General features: G+C 60.0%; 18 protein-coding genes. 5 read left to right on the forward strand and 13 right to left on the reverse strand.

The annotated features are described in order from the left end of the window. The first annotated feature begins 23 nt into the window (after positions 1-23). Both mfd and ACX0MV_RS11050 read left to right on the forward strand, forming a co-directional pair. Complete coding sequence (mfd, locus tag ACX0MV_RS11045) at positions 24-3,467, forward strand: transcription-repair coupling factor (protein ID WP_458982804.1); 3,444 nt, start codon at positions 24-26, stop codon at positions 3,465-3,467. 3 nt (positions 3,468-3,470) lie between these two features. Next, complete coding sequence (locus ACX0MV_RS11050) at positions 3,471-4,004, forward strand: CsiV family protein (RefSeq protein WP_458982555.1); 534 nt, start codon at positions 3,471-3,473, stop codon at positions 4,002-4,004. An 83-nt stretch (positions 4,005-4,087) separates the two neighbouring features. On the opposite strand, the gene ACX0MV_RS11055 is transcribed toward ACX0MV_RS11050, so the two are convergent. The 4 genes from ACX0MV_RS11055 to ACX0MV_RS11070 are packed head-to-tail and all read right to left on the reverse strand — an operon-like array spanning position 4,088 to position 7,134. Continuing rightward, positions 4,088-4,825, reverse strand: a complete 738-nt coding sequence (locus ACX0MV_RS11055; RefSeq protein ID WP_458982556.1) for an S-methyl-5'-thioinosine phosphorylase — start codon at positions 4,823-4,825, stop codon at positions 4,088-4,090. A 10-nt stretch (positions 4,826-4,835) separates the two neighbouring features. Continuing rightward, positions 4,836-5,834, reverse strand: a complete 999-nt coding sequence (nagZ, locus tag ACX0MV_RS11060; RefSeq protein WP_458982805.1) for a beta-N-acetylhexosaminidase — start codon at positions 5,832-5,834, stop codon at positions 4,836-4,838. 20 nt (positions 5,835-5,854) lie between these two features. Then, on the reverse strand, positions 5,855-6,379 hold the full coding sequence (locus tag ACX0MV_RS11065) for a L,D-transpeptidase (RefSeq protein ID WP_458982557.1): 525 nt from the start codon (positions 6,377-6,379) through the stop codon (positions 5,855-5,857). A 47-nt stretch (positions 6,380-6,426) separates the two neighbouring features. Continuing rightward, complete coding sequence (locus ACX0MV_RS11070) at positions 6,427-7,134, reverse strand: TetR/AcrR family transcriptional regulator (RefSeq protein WP_458982558.1); 708 nt, start codon at positions 7,132-7,134, stop codon at positions 6,427-6,429. Positions 7,135-7,382: 248 nt separating this feature from the next. Here ACX0MV_RS11070 and lexA point away from each other — a divergent pair, with 248 nt between their 5' ends. Both lexA and sulA read left to right on the forward strand, forming a co-directional pair. Continuing rightward, complete coding sequence (gene lexA, locus ACX0MV_RS11075; protein ID WP_458982559.1) at positions 7,383-7,991, forward strand: transcriptional repressor LexA; 609 nt, start codon at positions 7,383-7,385, stop codon at positions 7,989-7,991. 11 nt (positions 7,992-8,002) lie between these two features. After that, positions 8,003-8,476: an SOS-induced cell division inhibitor SulA gene (gene sulA, locus ACX0MV_RS11080; RefSeq protein ID WP_458982560.1), complete on the forward strand. Its 474-nt coding sequence runs from the start codon at positions 8,003-8,005 to the stop codon at positions 8,474-8,476. Positions 8,477-8,529: 53 nt separating this feature from the next. Here sulA and ACX0MV_RS11085 read toward each other — a convergent pair whose 3' ends face one another. The 7 genes from ACX0MV_RS11085 to ACX0MV_RS11115 form a co-directional block, all read right to left on the reverse strand. Continuing rightward, a complete protein-coding gene (locus ACX0MV_RS11085; protein ID WP_458982561.1) occupies positions 8,530-8,763 on the reverse strand; it encodes a hypothetical protein in 234 nt (77 codons plus the stop codon). Positions 8,764-8,837: 74 nt separating this feature from the next. Further along, positions 8,838-9,356 carry a DUF6586 family protein gene (locus ACX0MV_RS11090; RefSeq protein WP_458982562.1) on the reverse strand — a complete coding sequence of 173 codons (519 nt, stop codon included), beginning with the start codon at positions 9,354-9,356 and terminating at the stop codon, positions 8,838-8,840. Positions 9,357-9,421: 65 nt separating this feature from the next. Next, positions 9,422-12,031: a type I DNA topoisomerase gene (topA, locus tag ACX0MV_RS11095; RefSeq protein WP_458982563.1), complete on the reverse strand. Its 2,610-nt coding sequence runs from the start codon at positions 12,029-12,031 to the stop codon at positions 9,422-9,424. 236 nt (positions 12,032-12,267) lie between these two features. After that, positions 12,268-12,504 (reverse strand): DUF1653 domain-containing protein, encoded by a 237-nt coding sequence (locus ACX0MV_RS11100; protein WP_458982564.1) that lies wholly within the window; start codon positions 12,502-12,504, stop codon positions 12,268-12,270. Between the two features lie 75 nt (positions 12,505-12,579). Continuing rightward, on the reverse strand, positions 12,580-13,755 hold the full coding sequence (gene fadA, locus ACX0MV_RS11105) for an acetyl-CoA C-acyltransferase FadA (RefSeq protein ID WP_458982565.1): 1,176 nt from the start codon (positions 13,753-13,755) through the stop codon (positions 12,580-12,582). Between the two features lie 30 nt (positions 13,756-13,785). Next, positions 13,786-15,933 (reverse strand): fatty acid oxidation complex subunit alpha FadB, encoded by a 2,148-nt coding sequence (gene fadB / locus ACX0MV_RS11110; RefSeq protein ID WP_458982566.1) that lies wholly within the window; start codon positions 15,931-15,933, stop codon positions 13,786-13,788. Positions 15,934-16,523: 590 nt separating this feature from the next. Further along, positions 16,524-16,961: a hypothetical protein gene (locus ACX0MV_RS11115; protein ID WP_458982567.1), complete on the reverse strand. Its 438-nt coding sequence runs from the start codon at positions 16,959-16,961 to the stop codon at positions 16,524-16,526. Positions 16,962-17,047: 86 nt separating this feature from the next. Between ACX0MV_RS11115 and ACX0MV_RS11120 the strand changes: the two genes are divergently transcribed. Beyond that, positions 17,048-17,485, forward strand: coding sequence for a universal stress protein (locus ACX0MV_RS11120; protein WP_458982568.1), 438 nt, complete (start codon positions 17,048-17,050; stop codon positions 17,483-17,485). Positions 17,486-17,520: 35 nt separating this feature from the next. Here the strand turns inward: ACX0MV_RS11120 and ACX0MV_RS11125 are convergent, their stop codons facing one another. Next, the gene (locus tag ACX0MV_RS11125; RefSeq protein WP_458982569.1) at positions 17,521-18,210 is read right to left on the reverse strand and encodes a DUF6901 family protein; all 690 of its coding nucleotides are present in this window, start codon (positions 18,208-18,210) and stop codon (positions 17,521-17,523) included. Positions 18,211-18,263: 53 nt separating this feature from the next. Further along, a complete protein-coding gene (locus ACX0MV_RS11130) occupies positions 18,264-20,189 on the reverse strand; it encodes an ATP-binding cassette domain-containing protein (RefSeq protein WP_458982570.1) in 1,926 nt (641 codons plus the stop codon). Positions 20,190-20,195 lie beyond the last annotated feature (6 nt).

Raw genomic sequence — 20,195 nt, forward strand, 5'->3', positions numbered from 1 at the left:
AGCCGCCCGTGCCTTTACCGCCCGTGTCCGTACTGCGCCTACCGTCCCTGCCAGCCACCGCTGGAAAACAGCACTGGGGCAACCTGCCCGGCGCCGCGCTGAGCCTGGCTATCGCAGAAGCCGCCAGCGCTGCCAAACGCTTCACCCTGCTGCTGACCGCAGACAGCCAGAGCGCTGAGCGTCTGCAGGAAGAGTTGAGTTTCTTCGCCCCGAACCTCCCGGTGCTGCACTTTCCTGACTGGGAAACCCTGCCATACGACCTGTTTTCGCCGCATCAGGACATCATTTCCCAGCGAATTTCAGCACTTTATCGCCTGCCCGAGTTGAAGCACGGTGTGTTGGTAGTGCCGATCACCACAGCCCTACATCGTCTCGCGCCCACGCGTTTCCTGCTCGGCAGCAGCCTGGTGCTAGACGTAGGCCAGAAACTCGACGTGGAGCAGATGCGCACCCGGCTGGAAGCCTCCGGCTATCGCTGCGTCGATACGGTTTATGAGCATGGCGAATTCGCGGTCCGTGGCGCGTTGATCGACCTGTTCCCGATGGGCAGCAAACAGCCGCTGCGCATTGATTTATTCGATGACGAAATTGAGACGCTGCGCACATTCGATCCCGAGACCCAGCGCTCGATTGACAAGGTCGACTCGATCAAGCTGCTGCCGGCCCGCGAGTTCCCCCTGGAAAAGAAAGCCGTCACCGATTTTCGCGGGCGTTTTCGCGAGCGCTTCGACGTGGATTTTCGCCGCTGCCCGATCTACCAAGACCTTTCCACCGGGATCACGCCCGCCGGCATCGAGTATTACCTGCCGCTGTTTTTCGAAGAAACCGCCACTCTGTTCGACTACCTGCCACAGGACACCCAGGTGTTTTCCCTGCCGGGGGTGGAAAAGGCCGCCGAGCAATTCTGGAACGATGCGCGCAACCGCTATGAAGAGCGCAGGGTCGACCCCGAGCGACCGCTGCTGCCGCCGGCCGATATCTTTCTGCCCGTCGAGGACTGCTTTGCCCGGCTGAAGGACTGGCCCCGCGTGGTCGTCAGCCAGGACGATATCGAACCCGGCGTCGGCCGCCAGCGCTTCGACGCGCAACCGCTCCCGGACCTGGCCATTCAGGCAAAGGCCAGCGAACCCCTGGCCGCGCTGCGCCGCTTTATCGAAGAGTACTCGGGCCGCGTGCTGTTCTGCGCCGAGTCCGCCGGACGTCGCGAAGTGCTTTTCGAGCTGCTTGCACGCCTCAAGCTCAAGCCGCTGGAAGTCAGCGGCTGGCCGGAATTCACCAGCAGCACGGAACGGCTGGGTATCTGCATTGCGCCTCTTGATGAGGGCCTGCTGCTGGAAGATCTGGCGCTGGTCGCGGAAAGCCCGCTGTTCGGCCAGCGCGTCATGCAGCGCCGTCGCCGCGAGAAATCCCGTGACGGTGGCGATAACGTCATCAAGAACCTCGCCGAGCTGCGCGAGGGCGCTCCGGTGGTGCACATCGACCACGGCGTCGGCCGCTATCTGGGCCTCGTCACCCTTGAAATCGAAGGTCAGGCCGCCGAGTTCCTCGCGTTGATGTACGCCGAGGAAGCCAAACTCTACGTGCCCGTGGCCAGCCTGCACCTCATCGCCCGTTACACCGGCAGTGACGACGCCCTCGCCCCGCTGCACCGCCTCGGCTCCGAAACCTGGCAGAAAGCCAAGCGCAAGGCCGCGGAACAGGTGCGCGACGTCGCTGCCGAACTGCTCGACATCTACGCCCGCCGCGCCGCCCGTGAAGGCTATGCATTCGCCGACCCCAAGGTCGATTACGCCACGTTCAGCGCCGGCTTCCCGTTCGAGGAAACCCCGGATCAGCAGACCGCCATCGAAGCCGTGCGCGAGGACATGCTCGCGGCCAAACCAATGGATCGCCTGGTCTGCGGCGACGTGGGTTTCGGCAAGACCGAGGTGGCCATGCGCGCCGCCTTTATTGCCGTACATGGCGGTAAGCAGGTCGCGGTACTGGTGCCCACCACCCTGCTCGCCCAGCAGCACTACAACAGCTTCCGCGACCGCTTCGCCGACTGGCCGGTGAAAGTTGAAGTGATGAGCCGCTTCAAGAGCACCAAGGAAGTCAGCGAGGCCATGCAGCAACTGGCCGAGGGCAAAGTCGATATCGTCATCGGCACCCACAAGCTGCTGCAGGGCGACGTCAAGTTCAGCAACCTGGGCCTGGTGATCATCGACGAAGAACACCGCTTTGGCGTGCGCCAGAAAGAGCAGCTGAAAGCGCTGCGCAGCGAAGTCGACATTCTCACGCTTACCGCGACGCCGATTCCACGCACCCTGAACATGGCCGTCTCCGGCATGCGCGACCTATCGATCATCGCCACCCCGCCGGCGCGACGGCTGTCGGTGCGCACCTTCGTCATGGAGCAGAACAACCCGACGATCAAGGAAGCGCTGCTGCGCGAGCTGCTGCGCGGTGGCCAGGTGTACTACCTGCACAACGATGTAAAAACCATCGAGAAGTGCGCCGCCGACCTGGCTGAGCTGGTGCCTGAAGCACGCATCGGCATCGGCCACGGGCAGATGCGCGAGCGCGAGCTGGAACAGGTGATGGGCGACTTCTATCACAAGCGTTTCAACGTGCTGATCGCCTCGACCATCATTGAAACCGGCATCGACGTACCGAGCGCCAACACCATCATCATCGAACGCGCCGACAAATTCGGCCTGGCCCAGTTGCACCAGTTGCGTGGCCGCGTCGGCCGCAGCCACCACCAGGCCTACGCCTACCTGCTGACGCCACCGCGCAAGCAGATGACCGATGACGCACAGAAACGCCTGGAGGCGATTTCCGGCGCCCAGGACCTCGGCGCCGGCTTCCTGCTGGCGACCCACGACCTGGAAATCCGCGGCGCTGGTGAACTGCTCGGCGATGGCCAGAGCGGGCAGATTCAGGCGGTGGGCTTCACGCTGTATATGGAAATGCTCGAGCGGGCAGTGAAATCCATTCGCAAGGGCGAGCAGCCGAACCTCGATCAACCGCTGAGCGGTGGTCCGGAGATCAACCTGCGGGTGCCCGCACTGATTCCCGAAGACTACCTGCCCGATGTGCATGCACGGCTGATCCTCTACAAACGCATCGCCTCCGCCGCTGACGAAGAGGGTCTGAAGGAGCTGCAGGTGGAGATGATCGATCGCTTCGGCTTGCTCCCCGAACCGACCAAGAACCTGGTGCGCCTGACCCTGCTCAAGCTGCAGGCGGAAAAGCTCGGGATCAAGAAGGTCGATGCCGGGCCCCAGGGCGGTCGTCTGGAATTCGCCGCCGATACCTGCGTCGATCCCTTGACGCTGATCAAGCTGATCCAGAGCCAACCCAACCGCTATAAATTCGAAGGCGCTACGCTGTTTAAATTCCAGGTGCCCATGGAACGACCGGAGGAGCGCTTCAATACCCTCGAAGCGTTATTCGAACGCCTGACCCCTTCGTTCAAGGACTGATCGATGCACCCATTCCGCAGATTCGCTCTGGCATTCGGCCTGCTGGTACTTACGACCGGATCGGCTTTTGCCGAGGCACTTCATCACGTCGAACTGATCGTCTTCCGACAGTCTGCTGACCACTTGCTGGCCGCCTACCCTGCCCCAGAGGACTGGGCGCACGGAGCGCCCATGCTGGCGCCAGCGCAGGAGCGCGAAACGACGCTGAACGACGAAGCGGCCAGGCTAGACGCAAACGGCGGCTATCAGGTACTTCTGCACAGGGCCTGGTCGCAACCGATAGGTAGCAACGCCAGCAGCATTGCGGTGAGCACCGGTGACCAGCGATTCGGCCACTTTCCGACTGAAGGCGTCATTACGCTTGGTCAGGGGCGGCGGATCGACCTCAGCGTTGAGCTATGGGTAAATCATTTCGAGAGCAACGGGCTGCTCAGCAGCAGTGAACTGATCAGGCGCAGCGTTCGCCTGAAAAGCGCTGAGCTCACGTTCCTCGATCACGGCAACCTGGGCGTACTGGTTCGCGTCAGGCCGATCTAACATGCTTGTTCAGCTAGCAAAAAGGGCCGCTTGATGCGGCCCTTTTTTGTTTTACGTGCCGAATTAGCTTATGCAGTGAAGGCTCAGCCTTCCAGTACATGGGCCAGCACGGCCTTGACCTGGCCCATACCCTCTTCCAGCGCGCACTCGATCTCCGCCATGGTAATCAGCCCTTTGCTCTTGCCCGCCGCCGGATTGACCACCAACGCCAGGCACGCGTAGGGCAACGCCAGCTCACGGGCCAAAACGGCTTCCGGCATGCCAGTCATGCCAACGATATCGCAGCCATCGCGTTCCATACGGGCAATTTCGGCGACCGTTTCCAGGCGCGGTCCCTGGGTACAGCCGTACACACCGTGGGAGCTGTAGCCGCAGCGTTCCTGATCCAGCGCAGCGGTGAGCTTGTTGCGCAACTGCGCGTCGTAAGGATGGCTGAAGTCAACATGGGTAACGTGCTCCAGCTCATCCTCGTAAAAGGTATGGGCGCGGCCCGAGGTGTAATCGATGATCTGGTGTGGCACGCAGAAATGCCCCGTACCCATCGCGGGATGAATACCACCCACCGCGTTGACGGCGATGATCGCCTGAGCCCCAGCCTCTCGCAGCGCCCAGAGATTGGCGCGGTAGTTGACCTGGTGCGGCGGGATACGGTGGGGGTGTCCGTGGCGGGCAAGAAACAATACTTCGCGACCCGCGTAGTCCCCATGCAGCACAGGGGCAGAAGGTGCGCCATAGGGCGTATCGAAATGCCGTGCGGTGTTGATGGTCAGCCCGTCCAGACGGGTCAACCCGGTGCCGCCGATGATGGCGCAAACAGTCATTGCTGGGTCCTTATTCAATCAGTTGCGCGGCGCGCAAGGCGCTGATCGCCTGCTGCCAACGCGGATGTTGGCGGTACTCGATACCGGGGAAAGCGTGTCGACGCATCCGAGCCAAGCCATGAGGCGCGGTCACCTTGAGTCGCTGCAAGGCGCTCAGGGCCAATTCCGCGGCAGCGCGATCATTGCAGACCAGGCCCATGTCGCAACCAGCCGCAAGCGCCGCCTCGATGCGGCATGCCGCATCGCCGACCACATGGGCGCCCGCCATCGACAGGTCATCACTGAAAATAACGCCGGTAAAAGCAAGCTCGCCACGCAAGATGTCCTGTAGCCAACGCCGCGAAAAGCCCGCTGGCTGGGCATCAACTTGCGGATAAATCACATGCGCGGGCATTACTGCAGCCAGTTGCGACCCCAACTGAGCGAAGGGTTTAAGGTCGCACTGGCGAATCTGCTCGAGGCTGCGCTCATCCACCGGAATCGCCACGTGGGAATCGGCCTCGGCCCAGCCATGTCCGGGAAAATGCTTGCCGGTCGCGGCCATGCCCGCCGCCTGCATCCCGCGGATAAACGCGCCAGCCAACTGGGTGGCACGCTGCGCATCACCTTCGAACGCGCGACTACCGACCACCGCACTGCGCTGGTGGTCCAGATCCAGCACCGGGGCGAAGCTCAGGTCCAGGCCCGCCGCCAGCACCTCGGTCGCCATCAGCCAGCCACAGTGATCGGCCAAGACTTCGGCATTGATGTTGTCAGCAAGCGCACGCATCGCCGGCAAACGCACGAAACCCTGGCGCAGGCGCTGCACCCGACCGCCCTCCTGATCCACCGCCAGGAGCAGATCGGGCCGTATGGCCCGGATCGCCATCGACAGCTCACGGACTTGACGAGGCGTTTCGATGTTACGGGCAAACAGAATCAGCCCGCCGACTTCCGGCTGCCTGAGAATCTGCCGATCCTCGGCGGTCAGCCAGGTACCGGCGATATCCAGCATCAACGAGCCTTGCATGAGTGAACTCACAATAATCCTTAACTTAGCGGTGCTGCCGCCCAGACCGGGCACGCAGCCTCATCGATCTGCACGCGGCATCTGACCGGAACGCGGGGAAACAACTGAAGAAGGTCGGCATTACGCAAGCGCACACAGCCGTGGGAGCGCGGTACACCCATGGGTTCGCTGTCAGGCGTGCCGTGCAGGTAGATGTAGCGGCGAAAAGTGTCGACCGCACCAAGGCGGTTGCGCCCCAGCTCACAGCCGCTGAGCCAGATGATGCGGCTGAGAATCCAGTCGCGACCGGGAAACTGCTGCGCCAATTCGGCCGTCCAGACCTCGCCGGTCCAGCGGCGCCCTCGCAACACCGCAGCGCTTGGCAATCCCTCGCCAATCTTGGCCCGCACATAATGCAGGCCGCGCGGCGTACAGCCGGAACCATTAAGTTCGCCAACGCCATTCAAGGCCGTGGAAACCGGCAGACGAAGCTGCAGCGCACCGTCGGCGAAGCCGTAGAGGCGCTGGTCGGCAATGGAGATATGGATAAGGTCGAGGGTGCACATGGGCGGCTAGCTTAGCGGATCACACCGACCAAGCCCACCCGTGGGCATCAAACCTTGGCGGGTGCCGCAGGGCTCTTGATGCGTGGTTTGAGCTGCGCGCTGGCAAGGGCTTCGTCATGCACACCGCTCTCCGAGCGCATACCTGCAGCCAGGAACGGCACCATCAAGCGCATCACTTGCTCGATTGAGGTATTCACCCCGAAGTCCGTTTCGGCCATGGCGCGCAGCGCCTTGATTCCCGACATGCTGAACGCAGCCGCGCCGAGCATGAAATGAACGCGCCAGAACAACTCCAGGGGGGGAATACGGGGCGCTGCTTCATGAACCAGGAGCATGTAACGGCGGAAAATCTTGCCGTACACCTCTTGCAGATACTTTCGCAGGTGCCCCTGGCTTTGGCTGAACGCTAAGCCAAGCAGACGCATGAAAATGGACAGATCGTTGCCGCTACGCGGCTTAACCTCCAATGCCAGTTCTACCAGCAATTCGAGCAGCTCTTCAAGGCTGAACTTGGTGCCAGGCTTGGCCTGCCTGCGGTCAAGCTCACGCTCGAGGCTGCTGCAGAACGGACCGAGAAAGCGGGAGAAAACCGCCTGGATGAGCGCTTTCTTGGAGCCGAAGTGGTAATTCACCGCCGCCAGGTTGACCCCGGCTTTGCCAGTGATCAAACGCAACGAGGTTTCAGCGAAACCTTTTTCGGCAAACAACTGCTCTGCCGCATCAAGAATGCGTTCAACAGTTTCCGACTGGGCCATGAATTCTCACCTAGCAAACACTCGTTTGAAACATACGTTTTAGCTGATCAACTTGTCAAGCCAAGCGATGCATCTTACCCAGGCCTCGGTTGCCCGACAAAAGCATTTAACGTTCTGCCTGGCACCTGCTCTGTGAATAGCCTGATCAACCTCTGCTAGCGATGGGACGGTGAAATCCCAACGAACCTGTTGCCAAGCAACCTTCACTGTATATAATCCCAGTCACTGTATAAAAAGACAGAGTTCCCATGATCAAACTGACGCCACGCCAAGCTGAAATTCTCGCATTCATCAAGCAATGCCTAGAAGACAATGGTTATCCGCCAACGCGCGCGGAGATCGCTCAGGCGCTGGGCTTCAAATCCCCCAATGCAGCCGAAGAACATCTCAAAGCCTTGGCGCGCAAAGGCGCAATAGAAATGACACCGGGCGCTTCTCGCGGCATTCGCATTCCGGGTTTCGAACCCAGCTCCGAGGAAGAAGGCTTGCCGGTCATTGGCCGAGTAGCAGCCGGTGCACCGATTCTGGCGCAGCAGCATGTCGAGGAATCCTGCCGCATCAATCCCGAGTTCTTTCATCCAAGGGCCGACTATCTGCTGCGGGTACGCGGCATGAGCATGAAGGACATCGGGATTTTTGACGGCGATCTGCTTGCCGTGCACACGACCCGCGAAGCCCGCAATGGCCAGGTTGTGGTCGCACGCATCGATGACGAAGTAACGGTAAAACGCTTCAAGCGCGAAGGTAATCTGGTGTGGCTGCTCGCCGAAAACGACGACTTCGCCCCTATCGAAATCAACTTGGAAGAGCAGGATTTCGTTATTGAAGGTTTGAGTGTCGGCGTAATCCGCCGCTGAGAGGAGGTTCTATGCAGTTCCAGCAGCCACTGAAACGTACCCAACTGCCGCTGTTCGATGGATTTCTTGCGAATACTGTCGCACCACTGCTTGATGAAGAGGCGATGCCGCTCTGGCAAGAGGAAGCCGTGGCCTTCAGCGAACTATCGCTGCGCGGCGCCGCTGGGCACTGCCTTACCCTTCTCGCACCCATTCTGCGCGAGCTGAGTCAGAACGACGATGCGCGGTGGCTTACCTTGATCGCACCGCCCGGCAGCCTGACTCAAACTTGGTTACGCGAAGCAGGGTTGAACCGCGAACGAATTCTACTGCTGCACCCGCGCGGCGAACAAAGCGCGCTGGATTTGGCGCAACAAGCGCTGCGGCTGGGAAAAAGTCATACCGTGGTGAGCTGGCTGCACCCGCTTGAGCGGCAGGCCCGCTTGCAGCTTGAGGCTGCAGCGCGACATGGCAAGGCGCAAAGTTTGAACATCAGCCTGGGCTGAAACTGAAAACGCACAAGGACCGTGCTATCGGTAGGACTGTATAGCTTTCACGCTTAATGCAGAACGTGCGGTTCATCGTCGTGTTCGAAATTGCCTTCCGCCAAACGCCCCGCCATCTGCACCCCAACATTGAGCATGGCCTTCGCCACCTCCACATGCTGGCCTTGCAAAAACGCTTTGGCGCCTTCGGAGAAATCCAGCACCACCAGCGACTCTTCATCTTCTGCACGACGCAGAGCGATGCGGCCATCAGGCAGTTCGACGATTTCCAGAAAGGACGTTGGCATAGTTGGCTCTCCACAAAGGGCCGGCATTGTAACAGCCGACCCGCTCTCACCCTAGTCCGCTGATCAAGCGGCCATTACCACTCGCTTAGGGTTTCGCGAAAGCGCTTGGCCAGAGCCTTCAGCTGCTGCCGCCAGTCTTCCAGGGTTTGCCTAGACAGAGGCTCTGCCGGTTCATCCAGATTTACTGCGCTGATCAATGGCGTTGCAGGGTCAGTCTTGCTGCTCTTGGCTGCTTGTGGCGGCTGGAACAACAACTGGTATGCCTCAAGCAGCTGAGCGAGCCATGTGTGTGGATGTTGCACCAGCTCGACCAATTCGCCCAGTTCCTGGCTCGGCGCAGCAGCCAACACCGCCTTGTCGAGAAAAGCCTCGGCACGCGATGCATCGCTACCAGGCAAACGGTAGTAGCCCGCTATTTCATGGCACAGCCCTAACAACGCGCCATACAAATGAAACAACGTCGCCTCGCGCTCGGCCTGAATCAGCGCTTGCGCATTCATCGCTCGAATCTCCTCAGCCTTGCGCCAGGACTCGAGGGACAAGCCCGCATAAAAGATCTTCTGATTGGTACGGGTATAGAGTTCGTTGGCCATAACGGTGCGCTCCACTTGAACAAAGCGACTAAAGGCGCCTACTGAGGTAGGCGCGGTGCACTCGATCAACGTTTGTCTTCGACCTTCCACTTGCCGCCATCGTAAAACGCGCGCCAACCGGTTGGTTTACCGTCTACTTCAGTCTGCACGTACTGCTCTTTGGTTTTGCGGCTGTAGCGAATCACCGCAGGAAGCCCGTCCGGGTCTTTCTTCGGGGCGTCGACCAGGAAGTGATACTTAGGATCGATCTCGGCCTTGTGCGGAATCAGCTCCATCACCAGAGGCGCGCGGGTTTCGCGGTTCTTCGGGAACTGACTGGCTGCAAGAAACAGACCGGATGCTCCATCGCGCAGAATGTAGGTGTCGTTGACCTTTTCGCACTTGAGCTCCGGCATCTTCACCGGGTCCATTTTCGGCGGCGCCGCTTCACCGCTTTTCAGCAGTTTGCGGGTGTTCTTGCACTCACTGTTGGTGCAGCCGAAGAACTTGCCGAAACGACCGGTCTTAAGCTGCATCTGGCTGCCGCACTTGTCACATTCCAGGCTCGGGCCTTCATAACCCTTGATCCGGTACTGCCCCTGCTCGATCTCATACCCCGTGCAGTCCGGGTTATTGCCGCAGATATGCAACTTGCGGGTTTCATCCAGCAGATAGGCATCCATGGCGGTCGCACAGATAGGGCAGCGATGCTTGCCGAGCAGAACACGGGATTCCGACTCACCCTCGTCGTCTGCGGCAATCTCATCGCCCGGGACCAGATTGAGCGTCGACTTGCAGCGCTCTTTGGGTGGCAACGCGTAACCGGAACAACCGAGGAATACGCCGGTTGAAGCGGTACGGATCATCATCGGCCGCCCACATTCGCGACAGGCGATATCGGTCGGCGTTGGGAGATTGGCACGCATGCCGCTATCGGACGCCTCAGCCACTTCAAGTTTTTTCTTGAAATCGCCATAGAACTCGTCGAGCACGTGCTTCCATTCGCGCTCACCCTGGGCCACATCGTCCAGGTGCTCTTCCATGCCGGCGGTAAAGCCATAGTCCATCAGGTTGGAGAAGCTTTCCGCGAGGCGCTCGGTGACGATATCGCCCATCTTTTCCGAGTAGAAACGGCGGTTGTGCAAGGCAACGTAGCCGCGATCCTGAATGGTCGAAATGATCGCCGCATAGGTCGACGGACGACCGATACCGCGCTTCTCCATCTCCTTCACCAGGCTGGCTTCGGAATAGCGCGCAGGTGGCTTGGTGAAGTGCTGGCTCGGATCCAGCTTGATCAGCTTGAGCACCTCACCTTGATTCATTTCCGGCAGGACGTCGTCATCGCCCGGCTTGCTCAATTGCGGCAGAACGCGGGTGTAACCATCGAACTTGAGGATGCGGCCTTTTGCGCGCAACTCAAACTGCGCAGCGGTCACCGTCACGGTGGTCGAGAGATACTCGGCTGGTGGCATCTGGCACGCCACGAACTGGCGCCAGATCAATTCGTACAAGCGCTCGGCATCGCGCTCCATGCCGCTCAGCTGAGTCGGCTTGAGGTTGACGTCGGAAGGACGGATCGCTTCGTGCGCTTCCTGCGCACCCTCCTTGCTGCTGTAGGCAATTGGATTGGCAGGCAGGTACTTCTTGCCGAACTCGCCCTCAATGAAGTCGCGCACCATGCTTACGGCGTCGGCGGACAGGTTGGTCGAGTCGGTACGCATATAGGTGATGTAACCGGCCTCATACAGACGCTGGGCCATCATCATGGTCTTCTTTACGCCGAAGCCAAGACGGTTGCTCGCGGCCTGCTGCAAGGTCGACGTGATAAACGGGGCCGATGGCTTGCTGCTGGTCGGCTTGTCTTCACGCTTGGCGATGCTGTAGCTGGACGCCTTGAGCGTCGCCAGGGCCGCCATGGCCTGGGCTTCGTTCAGCGGTTTGAAAGCGGCGCCGTTCTCACGGGCCACTTCGAAGCGCACGTTGGCGCCTTTGGCGGTACCGAGGTCAGCATGCACTTCCCAGTATTCTTCAGGAACGAAGGCGCGAATCTCTTTTTCACGCTCGACTACCAGTTTCACCGCGACCGACTGCACGCGACCGGCGGACAGGCCACGAGCGATCTTGGCCCACAGCAGCGGCGAAACCATGTAACCCACTACGCGATCGAGGAAACGCCGCGCCTGCTGGGCATTGACCCGGTTGATATCCAGTTCGCCTGGTTTGGAGAAGGCTTCCTGAATGGCTTTCTTGGTAATTTCGTTGAACACCACACGCTTGTAGCGGCTGTCGTCACCGCCGATGGATTCGCGCAGGTGCCAGGCAATGGCTTCCCCTTCGCGGTCCAAGTCGGTTGCGAGATAGATGGTGTCAGCATCTTTGGCCAACCGGCGCAGCTCTTCGACCACCTTTTCCTTGCCAGGCAGGATCTCGTACTTGGCCTTCCAGCCGTGATCGGGATCGACGCCCATACGCGCGACCAGCTGACGCTTGGCTTTTTCCTTGGGAGTAAGCGCTGGCACTTCGCCTGCGGCCGCCTTGCCGCGTTTGACCGGCTCCTTGGCGGCGCTTGCCGAGCCACTGGTAGGCAGGTCACGGATGTGGCCGATGCTCGACTTCACCACGTACTGGCTGCCCAAGTACTTGTTGATGGTCTTGGCCTTGGCCGGGGATTCCACGATGACCAGCGATTTGCCCATGGATTGGAAAATTCCTGAATTCGGTAAATTGAAAGGCGGATAGCCTTGGAGCGTTAAACCTAGCGGGTGTAGTCAAGACAAGCTGAAGCAGGCCGTGACGGCGGTGTTTATAGGTGCCTCAGGGTCGAGTTCAACAGAGCTGGGCCGCGCAGTCGCTCAAAAGCCAGCCGGCGCGGCACCGCTATATATAGTGGCGGTTAAGCCGAGGTCAAGCGCGGCTACGGAGCGACCTCGACTCAGGGCCGCGAAAAAATCGGGGTTTCAGCATGAATCAAGGCGAAGCGCGGAACACTTTCACCGTCCACTTCGACACTTTCACAAAACATCTGCAGCGGTCGCACCCACAAGCCGTAATCGCCGTACAGCGCCTGATAGACCACCATGCACTCCTCGGTCTCGGAATGCTGGGCCACACCAAACACACGGTACTCAGGCCCTTTGTAGTGGCGATAAAGTCCGGGCTGTAGCTGCATGACTTAATTCCTTGGAAATTTTTTGCCGATAAACAAAAACCGGGGCACAAGGCCCCGGTTTCGCACCTTCGACGCTTAAACGCGTTCGAAGACGGTAGTGATGCCCTGGCCGAGGCCCACACACATGGTGGACACGCCAAACGTACCACCGTTCTGCTTCATGACGTTCAGCAGGGTACCGGAGATACGCGCACCGGAACAACCGAACGGGTGACCCAGCGCAATCGCGCCGCCGTGCAGGTTGACCTTCTCTTCCATCTTGTCGAGCACTTTCAGGTCCTTCAGCACAGGCAAGGCCTGGGCAGCGAAGGCTTCGTTGAGCTCGAAGAAATCGATGTCAGAAATGCTCAGACCAGCACGCTTGAGGGCTTTCTGGGTGGACGGTACTGGACCGTAACCCATGATCGCAGGGTCGACACCGGCCACTGCCATGGCGCGAACCACGGCCATCGGCTGAATGCCGAGGTCCTGAGCACGCTGGGCGCTCATGACGATCATGCAGGAAGCGCCGTCGGTGATCTGCGAAGAAGTACCCGCAGTCACGGTACCGCCTTTCGGGTTGAACGCAGGCTTCAGCGCGGCCAGGCTTTCCAGGGTGGTCTCCGGACGAATGGTTTCGTCGTAGTCGAAGACTTTCAGGAAGCCGTTCTCGTCGTAGCCTTGCATCGGGATGATCTCATCCTTGAACTTGCCTTCGACGGTGGCCTTGTGGGCCAGACGGTGCGAACGCTCACCGAACGCGTCCTGCTGCTCACGGCTGATGCCGTGCATCTTGCCAAGCATTTCAGCGGTCAGGCCCATCATGCCCGAGGCCTTTGCGGCGTACAGCGACAGGTGCGGGTTTGGATCGACGCCGTGCATCATGCCAACGTGGCCCATGTGCTCCACGCCGCCGACCACGAAAACATCGCCGTTACCGGTCTGGATTGCCTGCACGGCTGTATGCAGCGCGCTCATGGACGAGCCACACAGACGGCTGACGGTCTGGCCGGCGCTGCTGTGCGGAATCTGGGTCATCAGCGACGCCATGCGCGCGATGTTCCAGCCCTGCTCCAGGGTCTGGTTGACGCAGCCCCAGATCACGTCTTCCACTTCGGCCGGATCGACCTTGGCGTTGCGCTCCAGCAGCTTACTGATCAGGTGTGCCGACATGGTCTCGGCACGGGTATTGCGATGCATGCCGCCCTTGGAACGACCCATCGGGGTACGACCGAAGTCGACGATGACTGCATCTCTAGGATTCAGGCTCATAAATTCACTCTCGCTCTAGTCTGTCCGCGATTAACCGAAAAACTTCTGGCCGTTTGCGGCCATTTCGCGAAGCTTGGCAGTCGGGGTGTACAGCGCGCCCAGATCGGCGTACTTGTCGGCCAGGGCTACGAATTCCGCGACACCGATGCTATCGATGTAACGCAGCGCACCACCACGGAACGGCGGGAAGCCAATGCCGTAGATCAAGCCCATATCGGCTTCGGCAGCGGTTTCGACGATGCCGTCTTCCAGGCAACGCACGGTTTCCAGACACAGCGGAATCATCATGAAGTTGATGATGTCCTCGTCGGTCACTTCGCGCTGCTCGGTCACGATGGACTTGAGCAGTTCGTAAGCCTGAGGATCGATGACCTTCTTCGGCTTGCCGCGCTTGTCGGTTTCGTAAACGTAGAAACCCTTGCCGTTCTTCTGGCCCAGGCGATTGGCTTCGTACATCACATCGACCGCAGTACGGCCTTCGACCGCCATACGGTCCGGGAAGCCTTCAGCCATCACGTCACGGCCATGGTGACCGGTGTCGATACCGACCACGTCGGACAGGTAAGCCGGGCCCATCGGCCAGCCGAACTTCTCCATGACCTTGTCAATGCGCACGAAGTCGACGCCGAAGCCCAGCAGCTTGGAGAAGCCGCCGAAGTACGGGAACAGCACGCGGTTGACCAGGAAGCCTGGGCAGTCGTTGACCACGACCGGGGTCTTGCCCATCTTCTTGGCGTAGGCAACGGTGGTGGCCACGGCTACTTCGCTGGACTTCTCGCCACGAATCACTTCGACCAGCGGCATCATGTGCACCGGGTTGAAGAAGTGCATGCCGACGAAATTTTCTGGCCGCTTGAGGGCTTTGGCCAACAGGCTGATGGAAATGGTCGAGGTGTTGGACGCGAGAATCGCATCGTCCTTGACCTGCGCTTCCACTTCGGACAGCACGGCTTGCTTGACCTTGGGGTTCTCGACCACGGCCTCAACGACAATGTCGACGTTGGCGAAATCGCCGTAGGACATGGTTGGGCGAATGGCGTTAAGCGCTTCGGCCATCTTCGCCGCACTCAGACGACCTTTGGCAACGCGGTTACCCAGCAACTTCGAGGCTTCATTGAGCCCCATCTGGATACCTTCTTCGCGGATATCCTTCATCAGGATCGGCGTGCCTTTGACGGCCGACTGGTAAGCAATACCGCCGCCCATGATGCCGGCGCCGAGTACGGCTGCCAGTTTCACGTCTTTGGCGATTTCGTCGTAAGCCTTGGATTTCTTCTTCAGCTCCTGATCATTCAGGAACAGACCGATCAGGCTCTCGGCAACCGACGTCTTGGCCAGCTTGACGAAGCCGTTGGCCTCGACTTCCAGTGCCTTGTCGCGGCCCAGGTTAGCTGCTTTCTGGATGGTCTTGATCGCTTCAACCGGCGCCGGGTAGTTAGGGCCCGCTTGACCGGCAACGAAACCTTTGGCGGTTTCGAAGCACATCATCTGCTCGATGGCGTTGAGCTTGAGCTTCTCCAGCTTAGGCTGGCGCTTGGCCTTGTAGTCCAGCTCGCCGGAGATGGCGCGCTTGATCAGGTCCAGCGCAGCGGCCTGAAGCTTGTCGGCGCTGACCACTGCATCGACCGCACCCATTTTCAGAGCATCGTCGGCACGGTTTTCTTTACCCGCAGCAATCCACTCGACGGCGTTATCAACACCGATAACGCGTGGCAGACGAACAGTACCGCCGAAGCCCGGGTAGATGCCCAGTTTGACTTCTGGCAGGCCGACCTTGGCGCTGTCGGCCATGACGCGGTAATCCGCAGCCAGACACATTTCAAAGCCACCGCCGAGGGCGATGCCGTTGATCGCGACGACAGTCGGAACAGCGAGGTCTTCAAAGTCGCTGAAGATCTTGTTGGCTTCGAGGTTGCCAGCCACCAGTTGCTCGTCTGGCAACTTGAAGTTGTCGACGAACTCGGTGATATCGGCGCCGACGATAAATACGTCTTTGCCACTGGTGACAATCACGCCTTTGATCGAACCATCGGCCTTGATTGCGTCAACCGACTGACGCAGTTCGTTCAGGGTAAGACGGTTGAATTTGTTGACGGATTCACCCTTGAGGTCGAATTTCAATTCGACGATGCCGCTCTCAAGAGCCTTAACCGTGATGGCTTTACCTTCGTAAATCATCAACTGATCTCCACGGTATGGAAGCTGAACAGTACACATCGGAGCCAACCAGCACGCTACTCCGCGACACAGCGGTCGAGAATAGCCCTAATCAGCCTGGCACACCCACCGACGCGATAATCGGGTTTCAGAACGCTGCTTTTTCAGGCAAACGCTCAATTCATACGCCCGTTTGATTTGGGTGCGCACACCTTCTCGGAAAAGCTCGGGAATGTCAATTGGCCCGATTGAGCGATAAGGCCCGGCCAGTTGTGAAAGGCAAAGGAATGCGTCAAGCGGGGCAATTTGTGGCAAACGGATACCACGGTGCGGCGCCCTGTCGGCAAGTTTGAGCGGCACACCAAGCACAATCGGGATGAAAACGATTATCCGGCGCGGCTGCAACCGTTCTGCGGTTTAACAAGAATGTAAAAATTTAACGATGATTCGTCGCCAAATCGGCGTACTCTTCACGCAGATTATTTTCTCCAGGCGTAAAACGAGGCCATTGCCGTCCCTTTCACGTCATGATTTAAGAGAAAAACACGCGATTTCCGGCCTGCCTGGCCAACGTTCAGCCCAGTGCAATCACTGGGCTTTTCTTTTTCCGCTCAAGCCTGCTCCTGCAAGAAGTCGGCGATGCGCTGCAAGGCGTCGTCCTGACCGTTCTCCCCCCAGTACAGGGCGACCATCTGGGTGTTGACCTCGACCTTGAACACGTCAGCCGGTAACGCCGCCAGGGCTTTGGCCAGCGCCTCGTCCGCGCAAGGCTCACGCCACTGGTTTAGCCAGCGGCCCGGCTCGGCTTGCCAATAAACCCAGCAATCCTGGCTGCCGCGCCGTCTGACGCGGTGATACTGCGGACAGCTGGCCGGCGGTTGCCGGGACAGCCAGTGCGGCCAATCCTGGCTGGAGAGCTGCATGCCCAGGCCCATGCGCCGCGCCCGCAAGCGTACATCCATCTGTCCGCGCTGGCGCCGCGACGGGATCAACCAGGACAACGGACTCAGCACAAATGCCAAAAGTAACAAGACGATCCAGGGGCTCATAACTTAATCTCGTAGGCAGAAGCCTGCCGTAACCGTGCAAGGCGGCCATAATCACTTACATCGGTCACCCTTAGAAGGAGTCACCCATGCCCTATCAACACATATTGGTCGCCGTGGACCTTACCGAGGAATGCGACCCGGTCATGCACCGTGCGCAGAAGCTGGCGCAAAGCAGCCAGGCCAAGCTTTCGGTTGTGCATATAGTCGAGCCCATGGCGATGGCCTTTGGCGGTGATGTCCCCATGGACCTTTCCATGTTGCAGCAGCAGCAATTCGATCAGGCCCGCGAGCGGCTGGACAGCTTCTCCGGGAAGTACCCAGGTGTCGCCGCGGAACACCGTCACCTCGCCTACGGCCAGCCGCGCCAGGAGATTCATCGGCTGGCCGAAGAGCAGGCATGCGATCTGATCGTGGTCGGCAGCCATGGCCGCCATGGACTTGCGCTGTTGCTGGGCTCAACCGCAAACGACGTGCTCCATGGTGCTCCATGTGACGTGCTGGCGGTTCGCTTGAAAAAGATCTGAATTAAGACGCTGCATGTGCGCATGCAGCGTATCGGTTAGGTATCCGGGCCTTCGCCTGCGCTCATGACCAGCGGGCGAATCTTCTGCAGTTGCGTTTCCAGCGAATAAGTCATGCTCGACGACATCGAGAAGAAGGTCAAAAACGCCTTCAGGTTGGAGTCCCCCTCGCAGGTGTCGTGAATACGCTGCCAGAACGCCTGGTTGACCAGCTGCAACTGCTGAAACATTCGCACCAGCCCTTTCAGGTCCCAGTCGGCATGGCGGCCTTCGCGGTAATTGAAGTATTGCCGCGCCAGGTACAGCGACACCGCGCGCAGGATGAATTCCTGGTTATTGGCGAACGGCAGATGATTGTGCGCCATCGGTTTCAGCGCGCTGAGCACCGGACAAGCGCTGGTCGCCATGATGACCCCGAGAAGCGCCCGCAAGCCCTCTTCCAGACCGACGGTTTTGGTGTACTCACGCTCCGGAGTGCGCACCCATACCAGGGCCTTGGTGAATGCCGGCAGGCCCTGGAAATCTTCGATCACCCGGTGCAAGTCGACCGCCGCAGGGCAGTGGCTGAAGTCGTCCTTGCTCAAGGGACAGTTGCTGCATTTCTGGTATTCCAGCCGCGTCCAGCTGGGCGCAGTCTTGGCGGCCTCTGGCTCATAGACCCGGTTCAGCTCGATTCGATAGCTGAACTCATGCTCGGCATCCAGGCTAATACGGTACTCAATCGGCATGTTTTCTCCGCCAGACTCTAAAGGCCTGTTAGTCGATGGGCGCTGTCGCCGGCTCAGCCTTCAAGCTCGGCCCAGCGCTCTACCAGGTGCTCCAATTCCTGCTGTAGCTGTTGCAAACGGGCCAGCACCTCGGCTGTTTTGTCCGCCGCTTGCTGGTAGAAAGCGGGGTCGCCCATTTCGCCCTGCAATGCACTGATCTGGGTCTCCAGTGCGTCTATCTGGCCTGGAATGGCCTCCAGCTCGCGCTGCAGCTTATAGCTGAGTTTCTTTTTCGCCACCGCCGCTACTGGCGTCGCGACTGGCGCGGCCGGGGTTGCGGTCGGCGCTACCACAGCTGAGGCTAGCTCGGCTTTGCCGGCTTTGCTTTCGCCAACCCCGAGCAAGCGCGGCGAACCGCCCTGGCGCAGCCAATCCTGATAGCCGCCCACGTACTCGCGCACCAAGCCTTCACCTTCGAACACCAGGGTGCTAGTCACCACGTTGTCGAGGAATGCCCGGTCGTGGCTGACCATCAGTACCGTGCCGGGGAAGGTCAGCAGCACTTCTTCCAGCAGCTCCAGGGTTTCAACGTCGAGGTCGTTGGTCGGTTCGTCGAGCACCAGCAGGTTGGCGGGCTTGCTGAACAGCTTGGCCAACAACAAACGCGCCCGCTCACCGCCAGACAACGCCTTGACCGGGGTTCGCGCACGCTGTGGGCTGAACAGGAAATCACCGAGGTAGCTCAGGACGTGGCGGTTCTGCCCGTCGATCTCGATGAAGTCGCGCCCTTCGGCAACGTTGTCGATCACGGTTTTTTCCAGGTCGAGCTGATGGCGCAGCTGGTCGAAGTACGCTACGTCGATGCGCGTGCCCTCTTCCACCTTGCCACTGGTCGGCTGCAGGCCACCCAGCATCAGTTTCAGCAAGGTGGTCTTGCCGGTCCCGTTGGCGCCAAGCAGGCCGATACGGTCACCGCGCTGCAGCACCATGGAAAAGTCCTTAATCAGGAACGGGCCGTCCGGATGGGCGAAGCTGACGTTCTCCAGCACCATCACCTGCTTGCCCGATTTCTCCGCCGTTTCCAGCTGGATATTGGCCTTGCCGGTGCGCTCGCGCCGCTCGCTGCGCTCGACGCGCAGGGCCTTCAGCGCACGCACCCGACCTTCGTTACGGGTCCGGCGGGCCTTGATGCCCTGGCGAATCCAGACTTCTTCCTGGGCCAGTTTCTTGTCAAACAGCGCGTTGGCGGTTTCCTCAGCGGCCAGCGCGGCCTCTTTATGCACCAGGAAGCTGGCGTAATCGCCGTTCCAGTCGATCAGGCCGCCGCGATCAAGCTCGAGAATCCGCGTGGCCAGGTTCTGCAGAAAGGACCGGTCGTGAGTAATGAACAGCACGGCGCCCTGAAAATCCTTCAAGGCCTCTTCCAGCCAGGCGATAGCGCCAATATCCAGGTGGTTGGTCGGCTCATCGAGCAGTAGCAGATCCGGCTCGCTGACCAGCGCCTGCGCCAGCAGCACCCGCCGGCGCCAACCGCCGGAGAGCTCAGCAAGCGTCTTGTCGGCGGGCAACTGCAAGCGGCTGAGCGTGCTGTCGACCAGTTGCTGCAAGCGCCAGCCGTCACGGGCCTCGAGGTCCTGCTGGACGTGCATCAGTTTGTCCAGATCGGCGTCGGTCACGATGTTCTGGCTGAGGTGGTGATAGGCGGCGAGGAGCTCGCCGACGCCGTCGAGACCTTGCGCTACCACATCGAAGACGGTCCGCTCGTCAGCCAGCGGAAGCTCTTGCGGCAATTCGCCGATTTTCAGGCCAGGCGCGCGCCAGACGGAGCCGTCATCGGGCTTCTGGTCACCCTTGACCAGCTTCATCATGCTCGACTTGCCAGTGCCGTTGCGCCCGATGATGCACACCCGCTCCCCGCGCGCGATCTGCCAGGACACCTTGTCCAGCAGTGGCATGGCTCCGTAGGCCAGGGAAACATCGGTGAACTTGAGCAGGGTCATGGCGGG

The sequence above is a fragment of the Pseudomonas cistanchae genome (assembly GCF_054483635.1).